Here is a 17,718-nt window from a genome sequence, read left to right as displayed (position 1 = left end):
CCGAACACGGAAGTTAAGCTTCTCAGCGCCGATGGTAGTTGGGGGTCTCCCCCTGTGAGAGTAGGACGCCGCCGGGCTGTTTGAAAAAACATTGCTATATATTTTTTATCCATAAACAACATACTATCTTTTATTATCGACGCGGGGTGGAGCACGAAGAATAATCTTCAACGAATCCGCTTCAGCGCACCGATTGAGCCACATCCTGATTTAGCTTTCTGAAATCGGGGCGGCCATGCTCTCTAAGAGCATAAACAACATATTATCTTTTATTATCGACGCGGGGTGGAGCACGAAGAATAATCTTCAACGAATCCGCTTCAGCGCACCGATTGAGCCACATCCTGATTTAGCTTTCTGAAATCGGGGCGGCCATGCTCTCTAAGAGCATAAACAACATATTATCTTTTATTATCGACGCGGGGTGGAGCAGCCCGGTAGCTCGTCGGGCTCATAACCCGAAGGTCGCAGGTTCAAATCCTGCCCCCGCAATAATCCATCTTACCAATACATAGAAGGTCCCGTGGTGTAGCGGTTAACATGCCTGCCTGTCACGCAGGAGATCGCCGGTTCGATCCCGGTCGGGACCGCCATTTTTATAGATTAGCAGATTGCGAAGCGAGACATGGTTTCGTGTTTTTTTATTTTTTAAAGAAAAATCAACTTTTGCCCGTTGCTTTTAAATCGTGTACACTACATATAGAAACGTCATCCTTAGGAGGCTTCCTAAGGTTTTTTTGTTTGATCCAAAAGAAGTGTATACTGATAATAAGTTAAATGTTAAAGGTGATTATAGATGGCCACTTATCAATTCATGTCAAAACAACCTGAGCAGACAAAAGATTTTGCCAGGCGGCTTGGCGAAATGCTTAAACCAGGGGATGTGCTCGCTCTTGAAGGAGACTTAGGTGCCGGTAAGACGACTTTCACCCAGGGACTTGCTCAAGGTCTCGAAGTCAAACGGAATGTGAACAGTCCTACTTTTACCATCATCAAGGAATATCAGGGAAGGCTCCCTCTCTACCATATGGATGTGTATAGGGTGGAGGATGCGTATGAAGACCTTGGCTTTGAGGAGTACTTTGAAGGAAACGGCGTCACAGTGGTTGAATGGGCGCATTTGATTGAAGGACAGCTTCCCGAAGAACTGCTGCTTATCCAGCTTTTTTTAGAAGCGGATGGGGCAAGGAAGATTGTATGCGAGCCAAAAGGCGTTCGTTATGAACAATTGTGTAAGGAGATTTTTTAAATGAAAGTATTGTCGATTGATACGTCCAACTATGTTTTGGGAATCGGTCTCCTCGATGGCGATGTCGTAATGGGCGAGTATATTTCCAACATTAAAAAGAATCATTCCGTCAGGGTCATGCCTGCAATCCAGACGTTAATGGAGGAATGTGGTATAAAACCGGTTGATTTGGATAAAATTGTGGTCGCAGAGGGGCCAGGTTCCTATACAGGGGTGCGGATTGGCGTGACGATTGCCAAGACACTTGCATGGACATTGAAGATTCCCTTGTCTGGTGTTTCTAGCTTGGCTGTGTCTGCTGCATCGGGAGGACGTTATTTTGATGGCTATGTCTCACCTTTCTTTGATGCAAGAAGAGGGCAAATCTACACGGGTTTATACAAATTTGAGAACCGAATTTTACAGGAAGTCAAGAATGACCAGCTTGTCATGGCGCAGGACTGGGTAAAGACACTGAATGAATTGGACCGGAACATCCTGTTCATCGGTAACGACCTGCCTCTTCATGAAAAAGTCTTTAAAGAGGGACTTGGCAATAAGGCGATCTTTGCGGCAGCAACCGAGCAAAACCCTCGGCCGGGGGAACTTGCCCTATTGGGCAGGGATCAGGCGAATGTGGATATCCATTCGTTTGTGCCCAACTATATCAGACTTGCCGAGGCGGAAGCAAATTGGCTAAAAGCACAGCAGAATAAATAATAAGTGGGAAGATGAAATGAACAAGACAATTACTTTCCGGAAGATGACGGTTGATGATTTAGATGATGTGCTTGAAATTGAAGTGAATTCGTTTGCAACGCCGTGGAGCAGGGATGCTTTTTTCAATGAGCTGACGAAGAATCAATTTGCCGAATATTTGGTGGCAGAGGTGGACCAGAAGGTGGTTGGTTATTGCGGTGTGTGGATCATTATCGACGAGGCTCACATAACGAATATTGCCCTTTTGCCCGATTATCGTGGATTGAAGCTTGGCGAGGCGCTTTTTGCAAAAGTGATCGAACTTGCAAAGGAGATGGGTGCAATTAGTATGACGCTTGAAGTCAGGGTCAGCAATGAGCGGGCCAAGGCGCTCTACCGCAAGTTCGGCTTTGTGGAAGGTGCAGTTAGGAAACAGTATTATACGGATAACATGGAAGATGCTTTAGTAATGTGGGTGAATTTATCATGACAGCAAAAGATCAATTAATAATGGGAATCGAGACAAGCTGTGACGAGACAGCCGTTGCGATTGTAAAGAATGGACGGGAAATTCTCGCGAATGTCGTTGCTTCGCAAATCGAAAGCCACAAACGTTTTGGCGGTGTTGTACCTGAAATTGCTTCTCGTCATCATGTCGAACAAATCACGATCGTATTAGAGGAAGCTATAGCTCAGGCAGGGATTGAACTGAAGGATCTGGATGCCATTGCGGTTACCGAAGGACCGGGGCTGGTTGGCGCACTCCTGATTGGCGTGAATGCGGCAAAAGCACTGGCGTTTGCCAATGATATTCCGCTTGTTGGCGTTCATCATATTGCCGGCCATATTTACGCCAATCGCCTGGTCACTGAAATGAAGTTCCCGCTGATTTCGCTTGTTGTGTCCGGAGGGCATACAGAGCTTGTGTATATGAAAGAGCACGGCCATTTTGAGGTGATTGGCGAAACACGCGATGACGCAGCGGGAGAGGCATATGATAAGGTAGCGCGGACATTGCACCTCCCTTATCCAGGCGGACCGCATATTGACAGGCTTGCGCAGGAAGGTCAAGCTACAATTAACCTCCCTCGTGCGTGGCTAGAGGAAGGTTCTTATGATTTCAGCTTCAGCGGCTTGAAATCAGCGGTCATCAATGTTGTGCATAACGCCCAGCAGCGTGGAGAAGAAATCGTGCCGGAAGAACTCGCGGCAAGCTTCCAGGAGAGCGTTGTGGATGTCCTTGTGACCAAGACTTTGAAAGCAGTGAAACAATATGGAGTAAAACAGGTGTTGCTTGCAGGGGGAGTAGCGGCGAATAAAGGCTTGAGAAAGGCATTGACTGAGGCGTTTGCGGATTTGGAAGTTGAAATAGTCATTCCACCGCTATCATTATGTACAGACAATGCCGCGATGATTGCCGCTGCTGGCAGTGTGTTATTTGATAAGGGCGAGCGTGCAGACCTGACGTTAAATGGGAACCCTGGTTTGGAGATAATCATCCACAATAACAGCAGGCTTTAAAAAATGATTTGGAACAAATCTTGTGGATAAATCGGAATTTTCCTTCAGTTTTAGTGGATAGTGTGGATAAAAACGAGCTTATCTGTGGATAATGTGGAAAAGTCTCTGGATAAGCAGTAAATCAATCTTTGGATTGTGAATAACTTTGTGCACAAAAAATATGGACGAAAACCCCATCTCCGATTGTAGAAAAGATGGGGTTTTTGATGAAGAAACTGAAGGCGGACGATTGGAATATTCCATTTAGGAATTAGCTCTTTTGCCTCGTTTCTTGTCTTGCTGATCGGCAATCCTTTCTTTGCCTCGGAGAACGTAAACCATTGAATCTTATAGAGGATTCCAGGAAAATCTTCGTCAGCCGAATGTGTTTAAGAATAAAATAGACGCAATTGAACTGATTCTGGCCATTTTTGGAACAAATCGGAAGACGAATCAAGTGGTGTTGAATATTCCAGACATAAAAAATAGCGATTGCCCAGAAGCCGATTATCGCCGGGAGCGGAGTGCACAATGGATTCGGTTTTTTTGTATGGATTTTGTACGCATGGCAGATTTTTGTTCGGGGAAAAATTCCATTTAGCGTTTAGACACGCTAATCTAGCGTAATTATTTTATTTAGCGATTTCACAATTAATTTAGCGAATCGACAATTTTTAACATTTTATTACCGGAAAGTTTGGTTTAATAAACCATAACAACCATTTAACGAATTGGCAGAGCTGATCATAAAGCAAAATCCACGGGTTACAACAAGAGGAGCGAATGAGTATGAGCAAGCGATGGTTGTCCGCAGGGGCAGGACTTCTTTACGCGAGATTAGACGGTGCCATTTCCGATTCCCGGTAAAACATATCTCAAAGCTGCTCCACACTCGCTCATCCTCCGGGATTCCTTCATAAGTACATGTGCATTGGCTAGTACCGGCCATCGCAGGAGCTGGATTCTACTCGACGCGAATTTTCACTTTCCCGTCTCGTAAAAAAACCGGGCATCCGCCCGGTTCGGTCACTTCTATGCCAATTCTGTCCATTCTTCCATCAGCTCTTCAAGTAGCATGTTGGCCGTTTCGATCTTGCTGTTGATTTCGGCGGCTTTTTCGTGGTCGCCAAAAACGTCTGGGTCGCAGAGCAGCTCTTCATATTCTGCGACTTCTTGCTCGAGCTGGTCAATCCTGGCCTCGACTTCCTCCATCCGGCGCTTGCGCTGGCGCTCGAGCTTCTTGGTTTCCTTGTCCTGCTGATAGGAAGTCTTATCCTGCTTCACGGCTGCAGTGGAGGCAGCAGCGATGCTGGTTTTTTCCTTCTCCAGGGTCTGCAGTTCTTCCTGCTCGAGTTTTTTTTCGAGGTAATAGTCATAGTCGCCAAGATATTCGGTTGCGCCATCGCGGTCTAGTTCGACTACCTTGGTGGCAATCCTGTTGATGAAATAACGGTCGTGCGAAACGAAGAGGATGGTGCCCGGATAATCGACCAGGGCATTCTCGAGGACTTCTTTGCTGTCCAAATCCAGATGGTTCGTCGGCTCGTCCAAAATCAAAAAGTTGGCGTTTTCCATCATCAGCTTGGCTAGGGCGAGACGGGCTTTTTCGCCGCCGCTCAAGGTGGAGACAATCTTCAAAACGTCATCACCCGAAAACAGGAAGTTCCCAAGGACGGTCCGGATTTCTTTCTCCGATTTCAGCGGATAGTCATCCCACAGTTCGTTGAGCACCTTTTTATTTGAGCTGAGATCCGCCTGTTCCTGGTCGTAGTAGCCAATCGATACATTCGAACCATATTGGATGCTTCCTGCAAGCGCAGGCAGTTTTTTCACGATTGTCTTCAGTAAGGTTGATTTCCCGACCCCGTTAGGCCCGACAAGCGCGGTGCTGTCACCGCGTGAAAGGTTCAATGTGATATTTTCGGATACAAGCTCATGGCCGTAGCCGACTGAGAGCGAGTTCGCCTTCAGGACATCATTCCCGCTCTGCCGTTCGATCTGGAAGCTGAAGGAGGCGGATTTCTCGTCACCAAGCGGCCGTTCCATCCGGTCCATTTTTTCGAGCTGCTTCCGGCGGCTTTGCGCCCGCTTGGTAGTTGAAGCACGCGCCAGGTTCCGCTGGATGAAGTCTTGCAGCTTGGCGATTTCGTCTTGCTGCTTTTCAAAAAGCTTCAAATCCCGTTCATAGTTTTCCGCCTTCTTCTCCAGATAGGCGCTGTAATTGCCCGGGAACTTTGTCAATTGATGACGGGAGATCTCATACACCTGGTTGACGACCTTATCCAAAAAGTACCGGTCGTGCGAGACGATCAGGATGGCGCCATCATAGCCCTGCAGATACTGCTCAAGCCAGGAAAGCGTCTCGATGTCCAGGTGGTTCGTCGGCTCGTCCAGGATCAGGATATCCGGCCGGGTCAGCAACAGCTTGGCGAGCGCGAGCCTTGTTTTCTGGCCGCCGCTTAAAGTTGAGATTTTTGTGGAATAATCAAAGGAATGGAAATGGAGACCATGCAGGACGGAGCGGATATTGGCTTCATATTGATAGCCGCCTTTTTCCTTGAACTGGACCTGTAATAAGTCATAATCCTTCAAGATCTTTTCATATGCAGATTCGTCCTTGAGGATGCCAGGATCGGACATTTTTCCCTCAAGATCCCGTAAGGCTTTTTCCATGCTTTGCAGGTGGGAAAAAACAGACAGCATTTCATCCCAGATGCTCTTTTCCGATTCAAGTCCCGTATTCTGGGCGAGATAGCCGATTGTTGTCCCTTTTGGACGGATGATCTCACCGCTGTCGTACGATTCATGGCCAGCGATGATTTTCAGGAGGGTGGATTTCCCCGCTCCGTTCCTGCCGACAAGCGCAACGCGGTCATTGGTCTGTATTTCAAACTTGATATTCGATAAAATAAGATCAGCAGCAAAATATTTTATTAGCTGATTCACCTGTAATAATATCATTCTTATTCACCTCTATAGCCTTAGGGATAGTGTACCCCATTCCCAAAGGCACGGCAATATAAGCGAACGTAGGCAGGCTGGCTAAAAATGGCCAAGGAACTTGTGAAGATTGGAACAAAGTTCACACACAAATTTGACAAAATAGTGTATTATTTGGTAGAAAGGAGCTTTTCAGATGTCAGAATTTACTCATTTTAACGAAGAAGGCAGAGCGAAAATGGTCGATGTCAGCGATAAGCCGGAGACAGTGCGCACGGCAGTCGCCCATTCAAGCATAACCGTGAACGAAGATATATATGTGAGAATCACTGAGAATAAAATAAAAAAAGGGGATGTCCTTGCGGTTGCCCAGGTGGCCGGCATCATGGCATGCAAAAAAACGTCGGAGATCATCCCGATGTGCCATCCGATTCCGCTTACAGGGATTGACCTTTCCTTTGACTGGGAGCAGGATGGGAACGACTATATCCTGAATATCGCCGCATCAGTCAAGACGAAAGGGAACACAGGTGTGGAAATGGAAGCGTTAACAGCAGCTTCGGCATGCGCGCTGACTGTTTATGATATGTGCAAGGCTGTTGATAAAGGCATGGTGATCGGCAAGACGTATCTGGTCGAAAAAACCGGGGGGAAAAACGGTGATTTTAAAAGAGATGAAAAGTTAAGGTAGAAAATACAACATTTGGAGGATAGAGTATGGCAAATGAGATGATGAAAATTCCGCAGGCAACTGCCAAACGATTGCCACTTTATTACCGCTTTTTATTGAATTTGCATTCTTCAGGTAAGCAAAGGGTGTCATCAGCCGAACTGAGTGAAGCGGTCAAAGTGGATTCAGCGACAATCCGCAGGGATTTTTCCTACTTTGGAGCACTGGGCAAGAAAGGGTATGGCTATAATGTAAACTACTTGCTTTCTTTCTTTCGTAAAACACTTGACCAGGACGAGCTGACGAAAGTGGCGCTGATTGGTGTCGGTAACCTTGGGACGGCGTTCTTGAACTACAATTTTTCCAAGAACAATAATACGAAAATTGAAATTGCCTTTGATGTCGATAAGGAAAAAGTCGGAAGCCAGATTGGCGATGTGCCGGTTTACCATATGGATGAATTAGTCAATAAGGTAGTGGAAGAGAGCATCCAGGTTGCCATCCTGACTGTGCCATCCTCAGTCGCGCAGCAGATTACCGATCGTCTCGTGCAGGCGAACATCAAGGGCATCCTTAATTTCACGCCGGCAAGGCTGAATGTGCCGCCATCCATCAGGATCCACCATATTGACCTGGCGGTGGAGCTGCAGTCGCTGATCTATTTCCTCAAGCATTATCCGAATGATTCCGAAAGCGATGAATGAAAAATAGCCTCTGCGAAAGAGGCTATTTTTTCTGGATATTTTTAATCTTGAAATGGAACATGACCATCCGGATGCCCGAACCAAAGTCGAAGGTAGCCAGGATGACAAGCAGGTAGGAGAAGAGTCCCCACCCTGTCTGGTTGACGTTCTGAATCGCGAAATAGGTGAACAACACGCCTAACAAGATGTAGACTATGCCTGAAAATAAAGGCGATTGTCTCATAAATCAAAATCCCCCAATAATGCTTTGTATTTTTTCCGCTTCCCTTAGCATTCTCTCTATATCTTCCCGGAATACGGATTGCAGCAGGACAACGAATGTATTCATCGTGACATGGGCAACAATCGGCACGATGATCCGCTTTGTTTTTACATATAGAAAAGCGAATGTGAACCCCATTGCGGAATATAACAAGATATGCTCCGGCTCGGCATGGGCTAGGGCGAAGATGACAGAGCTGATCAATGCCGCCAGGAAAAAGTTCATCCTTTTATGAAGGCTGCCGAAGATGATTTTCCGGAAGACAATCTCTTCCAAAATCGGTCCGATGATCGAGCTGACAAGTATGACAATCGGGAATCGCTCGATCAGCTTGATGATTTGCTGGGTATTCTCTGAGCCCATTTCAATGCCAACCATCGATTCGATGCTGGCTGCGATCGATTGTGCCATCAAGGCAAGGAAGATGCCGGCAATCGCCCATGAAATCGAGTTCGCAGGGGATGCGGCGTTACGCATATCCGATGTTTTGTATTCCTTCCGCAACAGCAGAAGGACGATCAAAAGCGTGAGGGAGAAACTGATGACCAGCCAGTATGGGGGTGCGATCAGCTTCATCTCCTCCAGGCTTTTCCCCATTCCAGCACCAGCCAACGTGATGATGGGGATGCCAATGATGCTTGAAAGGTGCATAGCGATATAGGCAATGATGATCCACCAATATTCCTTCTTCAAATCGATTATCTCCTTTTATCACGATAAACTCCACGCTATCTTTCCATTTTACTAATAAATAGGCACTAAGTTCAAATCACAGAGCGCCAGGGAAGGGAAAGGGACAAATATGCATGAAGAAGCGAAATTTTTTTTGAAAAAATTATGGCTTCCCGCTTGCAAAAAAAAATAAGATTATTTAATATATAAATTGTGTTAGCACTCAATCGAGTAGAGTGCTAATAAAAATTACTACATATAAATTTGAGGAGGTTGTTTCACTTGATCAAGCCATTAGGTGATCGCATTGTTATTGAGCTTGTTGAGTCTGAAGAAAAAACTGCAAGCGGTATCGTTTTACCCGACACAGCGAAGGAAAAACCTCAAGAAGGTAAAGTTGTAGCTGTCGGCACTGGCCGTGTGCTTGAAAGCGGAGAGCGTGTCGCTCTTGAAGTGTCTGTCGGCGACCGCATCATCTTCTCAAAATACGCAGGTACTGAAGTGAAATTCCAGGGAACTGAATACCTGATTTTGCGCGAAAGCGACATTCTTGCTGTAGTGGAATAAAAAGAAAATGCAAGCGTAAATTGGAACGGCGGTGGAAATTGCTGTTTTCCAGTGTCCCCCCGGCAAGTCCGAAAGGTTTAAGACGAAGCGCTCCCGCTTCCGCAGCAGGCCGTCTGTGACTCGAGGATCCAGGAGCTGGACTGGACGTTTAATAGGAATTTTTACATGAACAAATCATTGAGGAGGTTTTTTTCAAATGGCAAAAGACATTAAATTCAGTGAAGAAGCCCGCCGCGCGATGCTGCGCGGAGTTGACGCTCTTGCGAATGCTGTTAAAGTGACTCTTGGACCAAAAGGACGTAACGTGGTTCTAGAGAAGAAGTTTGGTTCACCGCTGATCACAAACGACGGTGTGACAATCGCGAAAGAAATCGAGCTTGAAGATGCTTTCGAAAACATGGGCGCAAAGCTTGTTGCGGAAGTAGCAAGCAAAACAAACGATGTTGCCGGTGACGGTACAACGACTGCAACTGTCCTTGCCCAGGCAATGATCCGCGAAGGCCTTAAGAACGTAACAGCTGGCGCTAACCCAATGGGCATCCGCAAAGGAATCGAAAAGGCTGTCTCTACAGCTGTTGAAGAGCTGAAAGCCATTTCAAAGCCAATCGAAGGCAAAGCTTCCATCGCCCAGGTTGCAGCCATCTCTTCTGCAGACGAAGAAGTAGGCCAATTGATTGCTGAGGCTATGGAGCGCGTTGGCAACGATGGTGTCATCACTATCGAAGAATCAAAAGGCTTCACAACAGAATTGGACGTAGTGGAAGGTATGCAGTTCGACCGCGGCTATGCTTCTCCATACATGGTTACGGATTCTGACAAAATGGAAGCTGTTCTTGAAAACCCATATATCCTGATCACTGACAAGAAAATCGCAAATATCCAGGAAATCCTTCCTGTCCTTGAGCAGGTTGTCCAGCAAGGCAAGCCATTATTGATGATTGCTGAAGATGTTGAAGGCGAAGCACTTGCTACATTGGTCGTCAACAAGCTTCGCGGTACTTTCAATGCAGTAGCTGTCAAGGCTCCTGGCTTCGGTGACCGCCGTAAGGCGATGCTCGAAGACATCGCTGCACTGACTGGCGGTGAAGTGATCACTGAAGAACTGGGCCGTGACCTTAAGTCTGCTACAATCACCTCTTTAGGACGCGCTTCCAAGGTTGTTGTCACAAAAGAAAACACGACAATCGTGGAAGGTGCCGGAGACAGCGCGCAAATCGCTGGCCGCGTGAACCAGATCCGCGTTCAGTTGGAAGAAACAACTTCTGAATTTGACCGCGAAAAGCTTCAAGAGCGCCTGGCTAAATTAGCTGGCGGCGTGGCAGTCATCAAAGTTGGTGCTGCGACTGAAACTGAACTGAAAGAACGCAAGCTTCGCATTGAAGACGCCCTTAACTCAACTCGCGCTGCAGTTGAAGAAGGCATCGTATCCGGCGGTGGCGTAGCGCTTCTGAACGTTTACAACAAAGTAGCTGAAATCAAGGCTGAAGGCGACGAAGCAACAGGCGTGAACATCGTCCTTCGCGCAATGGAAGAGCCAGTTCGCCAGATCGCTCACAACGCAGGCCTCGAAGGCTCTGTCATCGTTGAGCGCCTGAAGCGCGAAGAAGTCGGCACAGGCTTCAACGCTGCAACTGGCGAGTGGGTTAACATGATTGATTCTGGTATCGTTGACCCAACTAAAGTTACACGTTCCGCACTCCAGAACGCAGCATCCGTATCTGCAATGTTCTTGACTACTGAAGCTGTAGTTGCCGATATCCCAGAACCAGCCGGCCAAGGCGGCATGCCTGACATGGGCGGAATGGGCGGAATGGGCGGCATGATGTAATAAACCAGCCGCTTCACCCTTGATATTTAAGGATTTTGAAGTGATTTGCTGACATAATGAAAATGAAAAGAGGCTTTTCATTAGTTCGTTTGAACTTTTGGAAAGCCTCTTTTTTTCTCGCTTTAGAATGAAAAGAGGAGATGTATCATTTCTTTGCTTAGTTGCTAACCATTCGCTTTTTGAAAAGGGCCTTAATATGTAAATAATATTCTTTTGGTCTATTCATGTTTTCCTTTCCTTGAAATTTAATTGTTTGATAAAGAATATGGATTCCCTCACAATAAAAAGAGAAATCCATCTAAACGGTACTTTCTAGGCTGAAATAAGAACGGATCGTTTAGTTAAGCAAGATCCATCAAGAAAGGAAAGGAGCTTTTCTATGAAGGACGTAAACCGACAAATTGTATTAGCGAACAGGCCTAAAGGGATCCCTGGTGATGAGACATTTCAAATTGTAGAACAGGACATGAAAGAGCTTGAGGAAGGGGAAGTTTTACTGCGTACGCTTTATGTGTCTGTTGATCCATATATGAGAGGCAGAATGCAAGATGCAGAATCGTATATTGAACCTTTCCAGTTAGGTAAAGTGATTGAAGGTGGTTCAATCGGAGAAGTGATAGAATCCAAGTCTGAAAACTTCCAACAGGGTGATATCGCTATTGGGATGTTTGGCTGGCAAACGCATTATGCGGCAAAAGAGAAGGAAATCAGAAAAATCAACCCATCATTAGCACCAATTACGACGCATTTAGGCATATTAGGAATGACGGGGCTGACTGCTTATTTTGGATTAATGGATATCGGGAAGCCAAAAGAAGGAGAAACGGTCGTGATCTCTGGTGCGGCAGGAGCAGTCGGCTCTGTTGTAGGGCAGATTGCCAAAATAAAAGGGGCCCGAGTAGTTGGGATTGCGGGATCAGAGGACAAGATCTCATTCTTGAAGGATCAATTGCAGTTTGATGAAGCGGTCAATTACAAAACCGCTGCGGATTTGAAGGAAGAAATAAACAAGGCATGCCCCAACGGAGTTGATGTTTATTTTGATAATGTTGGCGGAGAGGTATCGGATGCGGTTCTGGCGAATTTGAACCGTTATGCACGAATCCCGGTTTGTGGAGCGATTTCTGCTTATAACCTGGAAAGTGTGGATGCCGGGCCTCGTGTGCAAACCACGTTGATTAAGAAAAGTGCGCTCATGCAAGGTTTTACGGTAGGTGATTTTTCAAATCGGTTCCAGGAAGGAGCAATGCAGCTTGGGAAATGGCTGCAGGAAGGCAAGCTCCAATACCGCGAAACCATTCGTGAAGGATTTGAAAATATCCCAAATGCATTCCTTGATCTCTTCAAAGGGAATAACACCGGAAAACTGCTAGTAAAAGTAGCAGACAGCCAGTATCGACAATGACGCAGCAGGGATGTACCCTTAAGAGCAGCATAATGTTAAAACTGTCCAAATAGAACCCCGGCTTCGTTTTGAATCTGGGGTCTTTTATTTTTTAAAAATAAAAGTGAAGTGCTAACATTTTTCTAATACAGAGGATTTTAATGGGCTTCTCGTCAGTTGAGAAAACTTATGGGCAGCTTCTTTTTCATTGTTGCATGAATGCGTTGCAACAAATTTTTAGTATAAGGTTATTTGAAAATCCAATGTATAAAGCAAATCTAGGTTTGGCAGGAAAAAGATCATCAATAAATGGTGTGGCCCTTAGCCTCAACCCTATTCCCTAAAAAACCAAACTCCAGTCCTCAAAGAAGGCTGTGAACCGAATTTCTGGAGGTGACGTAATGAATTTAGGGCCGTACCGGGAAGACCCGCTTGCAAACAATGTCATCCCATTTGCCTTATTTCCCATCATCAGCATTTTTGGCTTTATGTTCTTTCCTGACAAAAGCGATACGCCTGTGATTGTCGGCAGTATAGCCATCGCTGTGATGGTTGCTGCTTCTGCAGTCACGAAAGTAAAGAACCTGCAATATTATCTGAATTGGCGGCTGGGAATCGTGCTGCTGTTCGTCGACAGTATGATGGTCTTCTTTGCGCTGACTATTGCCAGGGCCTATGGTAAGGCGCTTCCTGGCATCCTGCTGCTTTTGCTAATGCTGGCAGCAGTTGTTTTAAGCCATAAATACGCCGAAGGATTTTTGGATGAAATCCATTCCCCGAAGACTAAACTAGGCATAGGGATTCTCCTTATCGGCCTCGGCGGAAGCAGCGCAGGGGCGCTTATTGGCTACCTCTCCACCCAGACACTCGGCGTACATATCGCAGGCCCGGTCCTATTCGCAGCCATGCTCATTGTCGTCAGCATCATTCACGCCCGTTTCCAACTCGTCGCCATCGAAAAGAAATACGACGCCTTCGACAAATAAAGATTATGTGTCAGAATTAACAATGTGAGGCACCCACCCTATTTGGACACTTTTAGCGTAGTGACTTTTTGGAGAGGGCATTACCTTTGAAAGATTAAAAGCTAACTGTAGTGCCTTCCATCGATGCATGGCCAAACGGTTTTGGCACGGGCTGGCTGAGAATGGCTTATCATAATTATCCCGGTCGGTCGCAATCAGGAGGGAAGTGGTGCTTCTTTTCCACTGTTTTCAATTTTTCCGATTATCACATCCCTTGAATCCGGCCTACTGCCCTCAAAGATTTAAAGAAGAAATGCCAGTTAAAAAATAAATTTTGGGTAATTGGAATTGTGATTTTTCTAACTATTAAGGGTGAATGGAAGATTGTGAATGTTCGACGGGAGTATATCCTCCGAACCATTAGCTGCCCCTCTTATCAACAAATGTATGTCAAGGTTAAAAAAATCAGGGACAACGATGTTTCACTACACCCAAAACAGATAAATTGCAAAGGATTATCTAGTGAAAAAAGACCTCCGGAAGTTCGATACTACCGGGAGGTCTTGTTAGCCATCATCAGGAGTCATCAGGTCTGAGACCGTGTTAACGGCAGCTGATTTTGATGCGAGGCATCAATGAAACAGCCCCGATTCTTTGGACTTTTTCATCAGCGCTCTGGTTTTTTGATTGAGAGGCTCTTTTAAGAATGTACCAAAGAGCAAAGCAATCAACCCGAACAGGGAGAGGAACAGAAGGTCATGCCAGACCCTTGACCAGACGATGCCGCCGATTGCTTCCCTCATTAAATCGACTGCATAGGTAAAAGGCAAAAACGGACTGATAATCCGGAAGAATTTTGGCAGCAGGACGACGGGGTACGTTCCGCCAGATCCCGCAATTTGCAGGACAAGCATCACGATGGCCATGGCTTTTCCGACATTGCCAAATACGGATACAAGCGAATAGACGATCAACATGAAAACGAGAGAGATGAAAAGCCCAAACACGACAAACCAAAAGGGAGCGCTGACGGAGACGTCGAGTATGAATAAATCTCCCAATGTGACGATCAAGGTCTGCAGAAATCCAATTGTTAAAAAGGTCAAAAAGCGGCCGAAGTAAATCTCTTTTCCCGTGTACTGCTCATGCGGATGCACATCGACTGACAGCAAAGAAATGAGTAAGAGCGCACCAACCCAAATGGAAAGGACGGTATAAAACGGCGTCATGCCCGTCCCATAATTCTCAATAGGGAAAAGCTTATGCTCGTCCAGTTTTACGGGTTCTTCGAAAAAACTCCTTTCCGCATGTGGGTCGTGGCGCAGCAATTTGATGATTTCATTGATGTCCGCTTCACTTTTTATTTCCCTGAGTTTGTTGGCGAGGCTTTTCACCCGGTCATTGACATACGGAAATTCGCCATGAGCATACTCCAGGGCTTTTTCCCCTTCTTGAAGGTTCCCTTGTGTATTCCTCAAGATTCTTTCAACCTCTGGCAAAGCCGCCTGGGCCCCGCTCAAAATCGTTTTTGCATCCGCCAATGTTTTCTTTGCCTTTCCGACTTCCTTTACAATCGTCGGTTCGATGGTGTTTTCATACTCATTGACAAAAGCATCTAATTTTACAGACGTGTCCGCTGCCATTTGATTGATTGTCCCAAAGGCGATTTCAAGTTCCTGATTTTTTTCCTTCAGAAATTGATTGATTTGTGTCACATTGTCCTGCGCAGTTTGCAAAGTGGATTTCAATTCACCGGTTTTTTCAATCGCCTGATCCAATTGCTCTTGTTCTGCTTTTCCAGATTCCTGACCTTCCTGTTCGGAGTTTATTTCTTTCAGCTGAAGCAGAGAAGATTCAATCGTATCAACTGTTTGAATGGCAGAGCCAAGCTGATTTTGAAGGTTCTGTCTGAACTCTGTACCTTCGCTAAAATCTATATTTGCCTTTTGGGCATTCTGGAGAAACTGGTTGATGTCATTGGAGATTTTCTGGACCTTCTCAACATCGGCCTTGATTTTTGGCGACATCGTATTCAAGCGGTTTTCCGCGGCAGTCAAGAACTCCGTTGTTTGATTGATTGTATCAAGCCCGTTGTTTGTCAACTGCCTGACCTTCGGAATCTTCCCTTCGGTTTGATTCAAGATTTCTTCGGCGGAAGCGGCATCCGCCAGCGATTCATCCAAAATCCGGCCGATTTCCGGCAGCTGGCCTTCGAGTAAGAAAACATACTGTTCGAACCTTTCAATATCAGGAAGATCACGTTCCAATTCGATCCCAATATCATTGAAGATATCAAAAATAACCCCATTCACGGTGGAAATGAACTTGCTGCTTACTTGTTCAACAATGAGAGTGGCACCTTTTTGAGTGATTTTTGGTGTAATCGAGTTGATTTTTTCATTTACGTAATATTCCATTTCCGCCTTTTCCGGTTTAACCGAAATGACAGAAGCCAATTTTTCCGAAAAGTCTTTCGGGATGATAATCACTGCAAAATAATCGCCATAATTGACTTTATCCATTGCCTCCTGCCGATTCGTAAAATGCCAATCCATGCTTTCATTGGCTTTCAAGGTTTTAACCAGCTCTTTTCCTACATCAATCTCTTGATCGCGAACCGTTGCTCCTTTATCCTCGTTTACTATCGCAACTGGAAGATTGGCTAGTTCTGAATAGGGATCCCACATGGCGGCAATATTGAACCAGGCATACAAAGAAGGAAGAACGACAAGGCCGCCAACCAAAACGGCAGCAACCCAGTTTGTGACGATATTTTTTATGTCTCGAGTGAATATGTTCAGAATGTTATACATGATCGGAGTCCTTTTAAACAAAGTCTTTTCTAATAATGTACCCATAAGGTAACAGCATAATCAAGCGGTCCCGTCATCTCTGCTCCATTTAAGCTTCCCATATCGAGGACATCATCAAGTAAGCTTCAAATAGAAGAAGGATGTTGGCATACTTAAGAAGGAAAATTGCAGTCTCTTTCTATATATATCAGCTAGTTAATTTCTTGTTATCATTGGATAACCGTGACTTTTAATAGGTCTTCGGGGATTATAGATGGAAAAGCATATTATAAATTGCTGGGGAAAAGCAATATATAGGGAGTTACAGTTCAGTTAGACAAAAGAATGATTTCACCCGCATGCATTTTAGACTCAGAGAAGTGGGAAGCAGTCTATGCAAGGAAAGCGCTGTCCATCATGCTGGGTAATTTGAAAGAACAATTTGATGGTTTTGACTTTGATGCCTATAATGAAACTCGAAACTCGTAATGAACGCTCGATAAGCATTGTGAAAAGTTTGGATTTTCAATGTTGACTATATGGAAAACACTGATTTTTTTTAAGGGGATTCCAAGCAATGAATTTGTTTTTGCGAAAATAAATCATCAGTAATCTTTTTGTGAGTTAATTCTTATAGGTTTGCCTGCCGAAAAAGTCGGGTGGTATGGATGGAGAATACGCTGCTGTAATAAGGTGGAAGTCACTATTCTTTTCATCTTTTGTGTTACAATGGAGTCAAAAATTTTAGTTGTCTGTGCCAACGGAATCGGTCGTCCAGTTATTCGTTACATCACATCATCATTCGATTGCCATTCTTGATGCACCATGTTTGTTCATTCTCTTTTGATGAATTCTGCAAGGCCAGTGGAAGCAATATAGGGGATTAGTGAGAGCGAGGGATGGAAAACGTGTTTACAGTTCTTGTTTATTTTGTTTCCCTTTTTGTCATTGTGATATCAGTATTTATTTCGCTGATGTTCAAGTATGAACTGGAGCGATTATTTCGGGAAAAAAAGGCAGCGCTCCCTTTTCATATATGCAATGTGCTGATTACCTTAATGGTCTCCCTTGGGGCACATGCTGTCATGACGATTTACATCATGGAGGAAGAATTCCATTTGATCCAGCAGCTGGCCATCCTCCTTTTCATGATCTTCCCGATATATATTTTGGGCCACTTGGCATTCGAAAGATATAAATCAGTCTATCGAAAATACATGACAGCTGAAAACGGGAAAGTGATTGTCCTTAACGAAAAGTATTTGAAAAAGAAAAAACGGTTTTCGAAACTGGACGATTATAACGCCATTTCCAGGGAAGATTGAATCAAATGAATGTTAATAAGAGGTTTACCATGAGTTGCTGGAACGAATGGTAAGCCTCTTTTTCATTTCGCGTGCCCAGGCAAGCCGTTAATTGCTAGTTGGTGGAAGTCCAATCTGAGTAAGTGCCAAGACGCTCAGTAGCTGACAGGCAGCTGGTGGAGAAATCCTAAGGTTGAAGCCCT

General features: G+C 45.2%; 15 protein-coding genes, 2 tRNA genes and 1 rRNA gene. 14 read left to right on the top strand and 4 right to left on the bottom strand.

Going from position 1 to position 17,718, the window contains the following annotated elements:
• The 7 genes from rrf to tsaD all read left to right on the top strand — a co-directional run.
• Positions 1 to 77 (top strand): 5S ribosomal RNA (gene rrf, locus JJQ88_RS20545); the annotation flags it as partial.
• A gap of 341 nt (positions 78 to 418) precedes the next feature.
• A tRNA-Met gene (locus tag JJQ88_RS20540) sits at positions 419 to 492 on the top strand.
• Between the two features lie 25 nt (positions 493 to 517).
• Positions 518 to 593, top strand: a tRNA-Asp gene (locus JJQ88_RS20535).
• 203 nt (positions 594 to 796) lie between these two features.
• Positions 797 to 1,249, top strand: coding sequence for a tRNA (adenosine(37)-N6)-threonylcarbamoyltransferase complex ATPase subunit type 1 TsaE (gene tsaE, locus JJQ88_RS20530; protein WP_210367907.1), 453 nt, complete (start codon positions 797 to 799; stop codon positions 1,247 to 1,249).
• Positions 1,250 to 1,948, top strand: coding sequence for a tRNA (adenosine(37)-N6)-threonylcarbamoyltransferase complex dimerization subunit type 1 TsaB (tsaB, locus tag JJQ88_RS20525; RefSeq protein ID WP_210367906.1), 699 nt, complete (start codon positions 1,250 to 1,252; stop codon positions 1,946 to 1,948). It begins immediately after the preceding gene.
• 16 nt (positions 1,949 to 1,964) lie between these two features.
• A complete protein-coding gene (rimI, locus tag JJQ88_RS20520; protein WP_210367905.1) occupies positions 1,965 to 2,417 on the top strand; it encodes a ribosomal protein S18-alanine N-acetyltransferase in 453 nt (150 codons plus the stop codon).
• Positions 2,414 to 3,448, top strand: coding sequence for a tRNA (adenosine(37)-N6)-threonylcarbamoyltransferase complex transferase subunit TsaD (gene tsaD / locus JJQ88_RS20515; protein WP_210367904.1), 1,035 nt, complete (start codon positions 2,414 to 2,416; stop codon positions 3,446 to 3,448). Before rimI ends, tsaD begins: the two co-directional genes overlap by 4 nt.
• A 1,011-nt stretch (positions 3,449 to 4,459) precedes the next feature.
• Here tsaD and JJQ88_RS20510 read toward each other — a convergent pair.
• Positions 4,460 to 6,388, bottom strand: a complete 1,929-nt coding sequence (locus tag JJQ88_RS20510; protein ID WP_210367903.1) for an ABC-F family ATP-binding cassette domain-containing protein — start codon at positions 6,386 to 6,388, stop codon at positions 4,460 to 4,462.
• Between the two features lie 175 nt (positions 6,389 to 6,563).
• Between JJQ88_RS20510 and moaC the strand changes: the two genes are divergently transcribed.
• Both moaC and JJQ88_RS20500 read left to right on the top strand, forming a co-directional pair.
• A complete protein-coding gene (moaC, locus tag JJQ88_RS20505; protein ID WP_210367902.1) occupies positions 6,564 to 7,058 on the top strand; it encodes a cyclic pyranopterin monophosphate synthase MoaC in 495 nt (164 codons plus the stop codon).
• Between the two features lie 26 nt (positions 7,059 to 7,084).
• On the top strand, positions 7,085 to 7,741 hold the full coding sequence (locus JJQ88_RS20500) for a redox-sensing transcriptional repressor Rex (protein WP_210367901.1): 657 nt from the start codon (positions 7,085 to 7,087) through the stop codon (positions 7,739 to 7,741).
• Positions 7,742 to 7,763: 22 nt separating this feature from the next.
• On the opposite strand, the gene JJQ88_RS20495 is transcribed toward JJQ88_RS20500, so the two are convergent.
• Both JJQ88_RS20495 and JJQ88_RS20490 read right to left on the bottom strand, forming a co-directional pair.
• The gene (locus JJQ88_RS20495) at positions 7,764 to 7,964 is read right to left on the bottom strand and encodes a YdiK family protein (protein WP_210367900.1); all 201 of its coding nucleotides are present in this window, start codon (positions 7,962 to 7,964) and stop codon (positions 7,764 to 7,766) included.
• A gap of 3 nt (positions 7,965 to 7,967) precedes the next feature.
• Positions 7,968 to 8,696, bottom strand: a complete 729-nt coding sequence (locus JJQ88_RS20490) for a CPBP family intramembrane glutamic endopeptidase (protein ID WP_210367899.1) — start codon at positions 8,694 to 8,696, stop codon at positions 7,968 to 7,970.
• Between the two features lie 261 nt (positions 8,697 to 8,957).
• Between JJQ88_RS20490 and groES the strand changes: the two genes are divergently transcribed.
• The 4 genes from groES (at position 8,958) to JJQ88_RS20470 (ending at position 13,440) form a co-directional block, all read left to right on the top strand.
• The gene (gene groES, locus JJQ88_RS20485; protein WP_210367898.1) at positions 8,958 to 9,242 is read left to right on the top strand and encodes a co-chaperone GroES; all 285 of its coding nucleotides are present in this window, start codon (positions 8,958 to 8,960) and stop codon (positions 9,240 to 9,242) included.
• Between the two features lie 196 nt (positions 9,243 to 9,438).
• Positions 9,439 to 11,070 carry a chaperonin GroEL gene (gene groL, locus JJQ88_RS20480; protein ID WP_210367897.1) on the top strand — a complete coding sequence of 544 codons (1,632 nt, stop codon included), beginning with the start codon at positions 9,439 to 9,441 and terminating at the stop codon, positions 11,068 to 11,070.
• Between the two features lie 379 nt (positions 11,071 to 11,449).
• Positions 11,450 to 12,475 carry an NADP-dependent oxidoreductase gene (locus JJQ88_RS20475; protein WP_210367896.1) on the top strand — a complete coding sequence of 342 codons (1,026 nt, stop codon included), beginning with the start codon at positions 11,450 to 11,452 and terminating at the stop codon, positions 12,473 to 12,475.
• A gap of 380 nt (positions 12,476 to 12,855) precedes the next feature.
• Positions 12,856 to 13,440, top strand: a complete 585-nt coding sequence (locus tag JJQ88_RS20470; RefSeq protein WP_210367895.1) for a hypothetical protein — start codon at positions 12,856 to 12,858, stop codon at positions 13,438 to 13,440.
• A gap of 611 nt (positions 13,441 to 14,051) precedes the next feature.
• Here the strand turns inward: JJQ88_RS20470 and JJQ88_RS20465 are convergent.
• Complete coding sequence (locus JJQ88_RS20465) at positions 14,052 to 16,232, bottom strand: YhgE/Pip domain-containing protein (RefSeq protein ID WP_210367894.1); 2,181 nt, start codon at positions 16,230 to 16,232, stop codon at positions 14,052 to 14,054.
• Between the two features lie 878 nt (positions 16,233 to 17,110).
• Between JJQ88_RS20465 and JJQ88_RS20460 the strand changes: the two genes are divergently transcribed.
• Positions 17,111 to 17,536, top strand: coding sequence for a hypothetical protein (locus JJQ88_RS20460; protein ID WP_246861334.1), 426 nt, complete (start codon positions 17,111 to 17,113; stop codon positions 17,534 to 17,536).
• Positions 17,537 to 17,718: the final 182 nt, after the last annotated feature.

The sequence above is a fragment of the Bacillus sp. REN3 genome, from assembly GCF_017912555.1.
Taxonomy (GTDB): domain Bacteria; phylum Bacillota; class Bacilli; order Bacillales; family Cytobacillaceae; genus Mesobacillus.
Note: the sequence above shows the minus strand (reverse complement) of the source record. Positions and strands in the feature narration are given on the sequence as shown.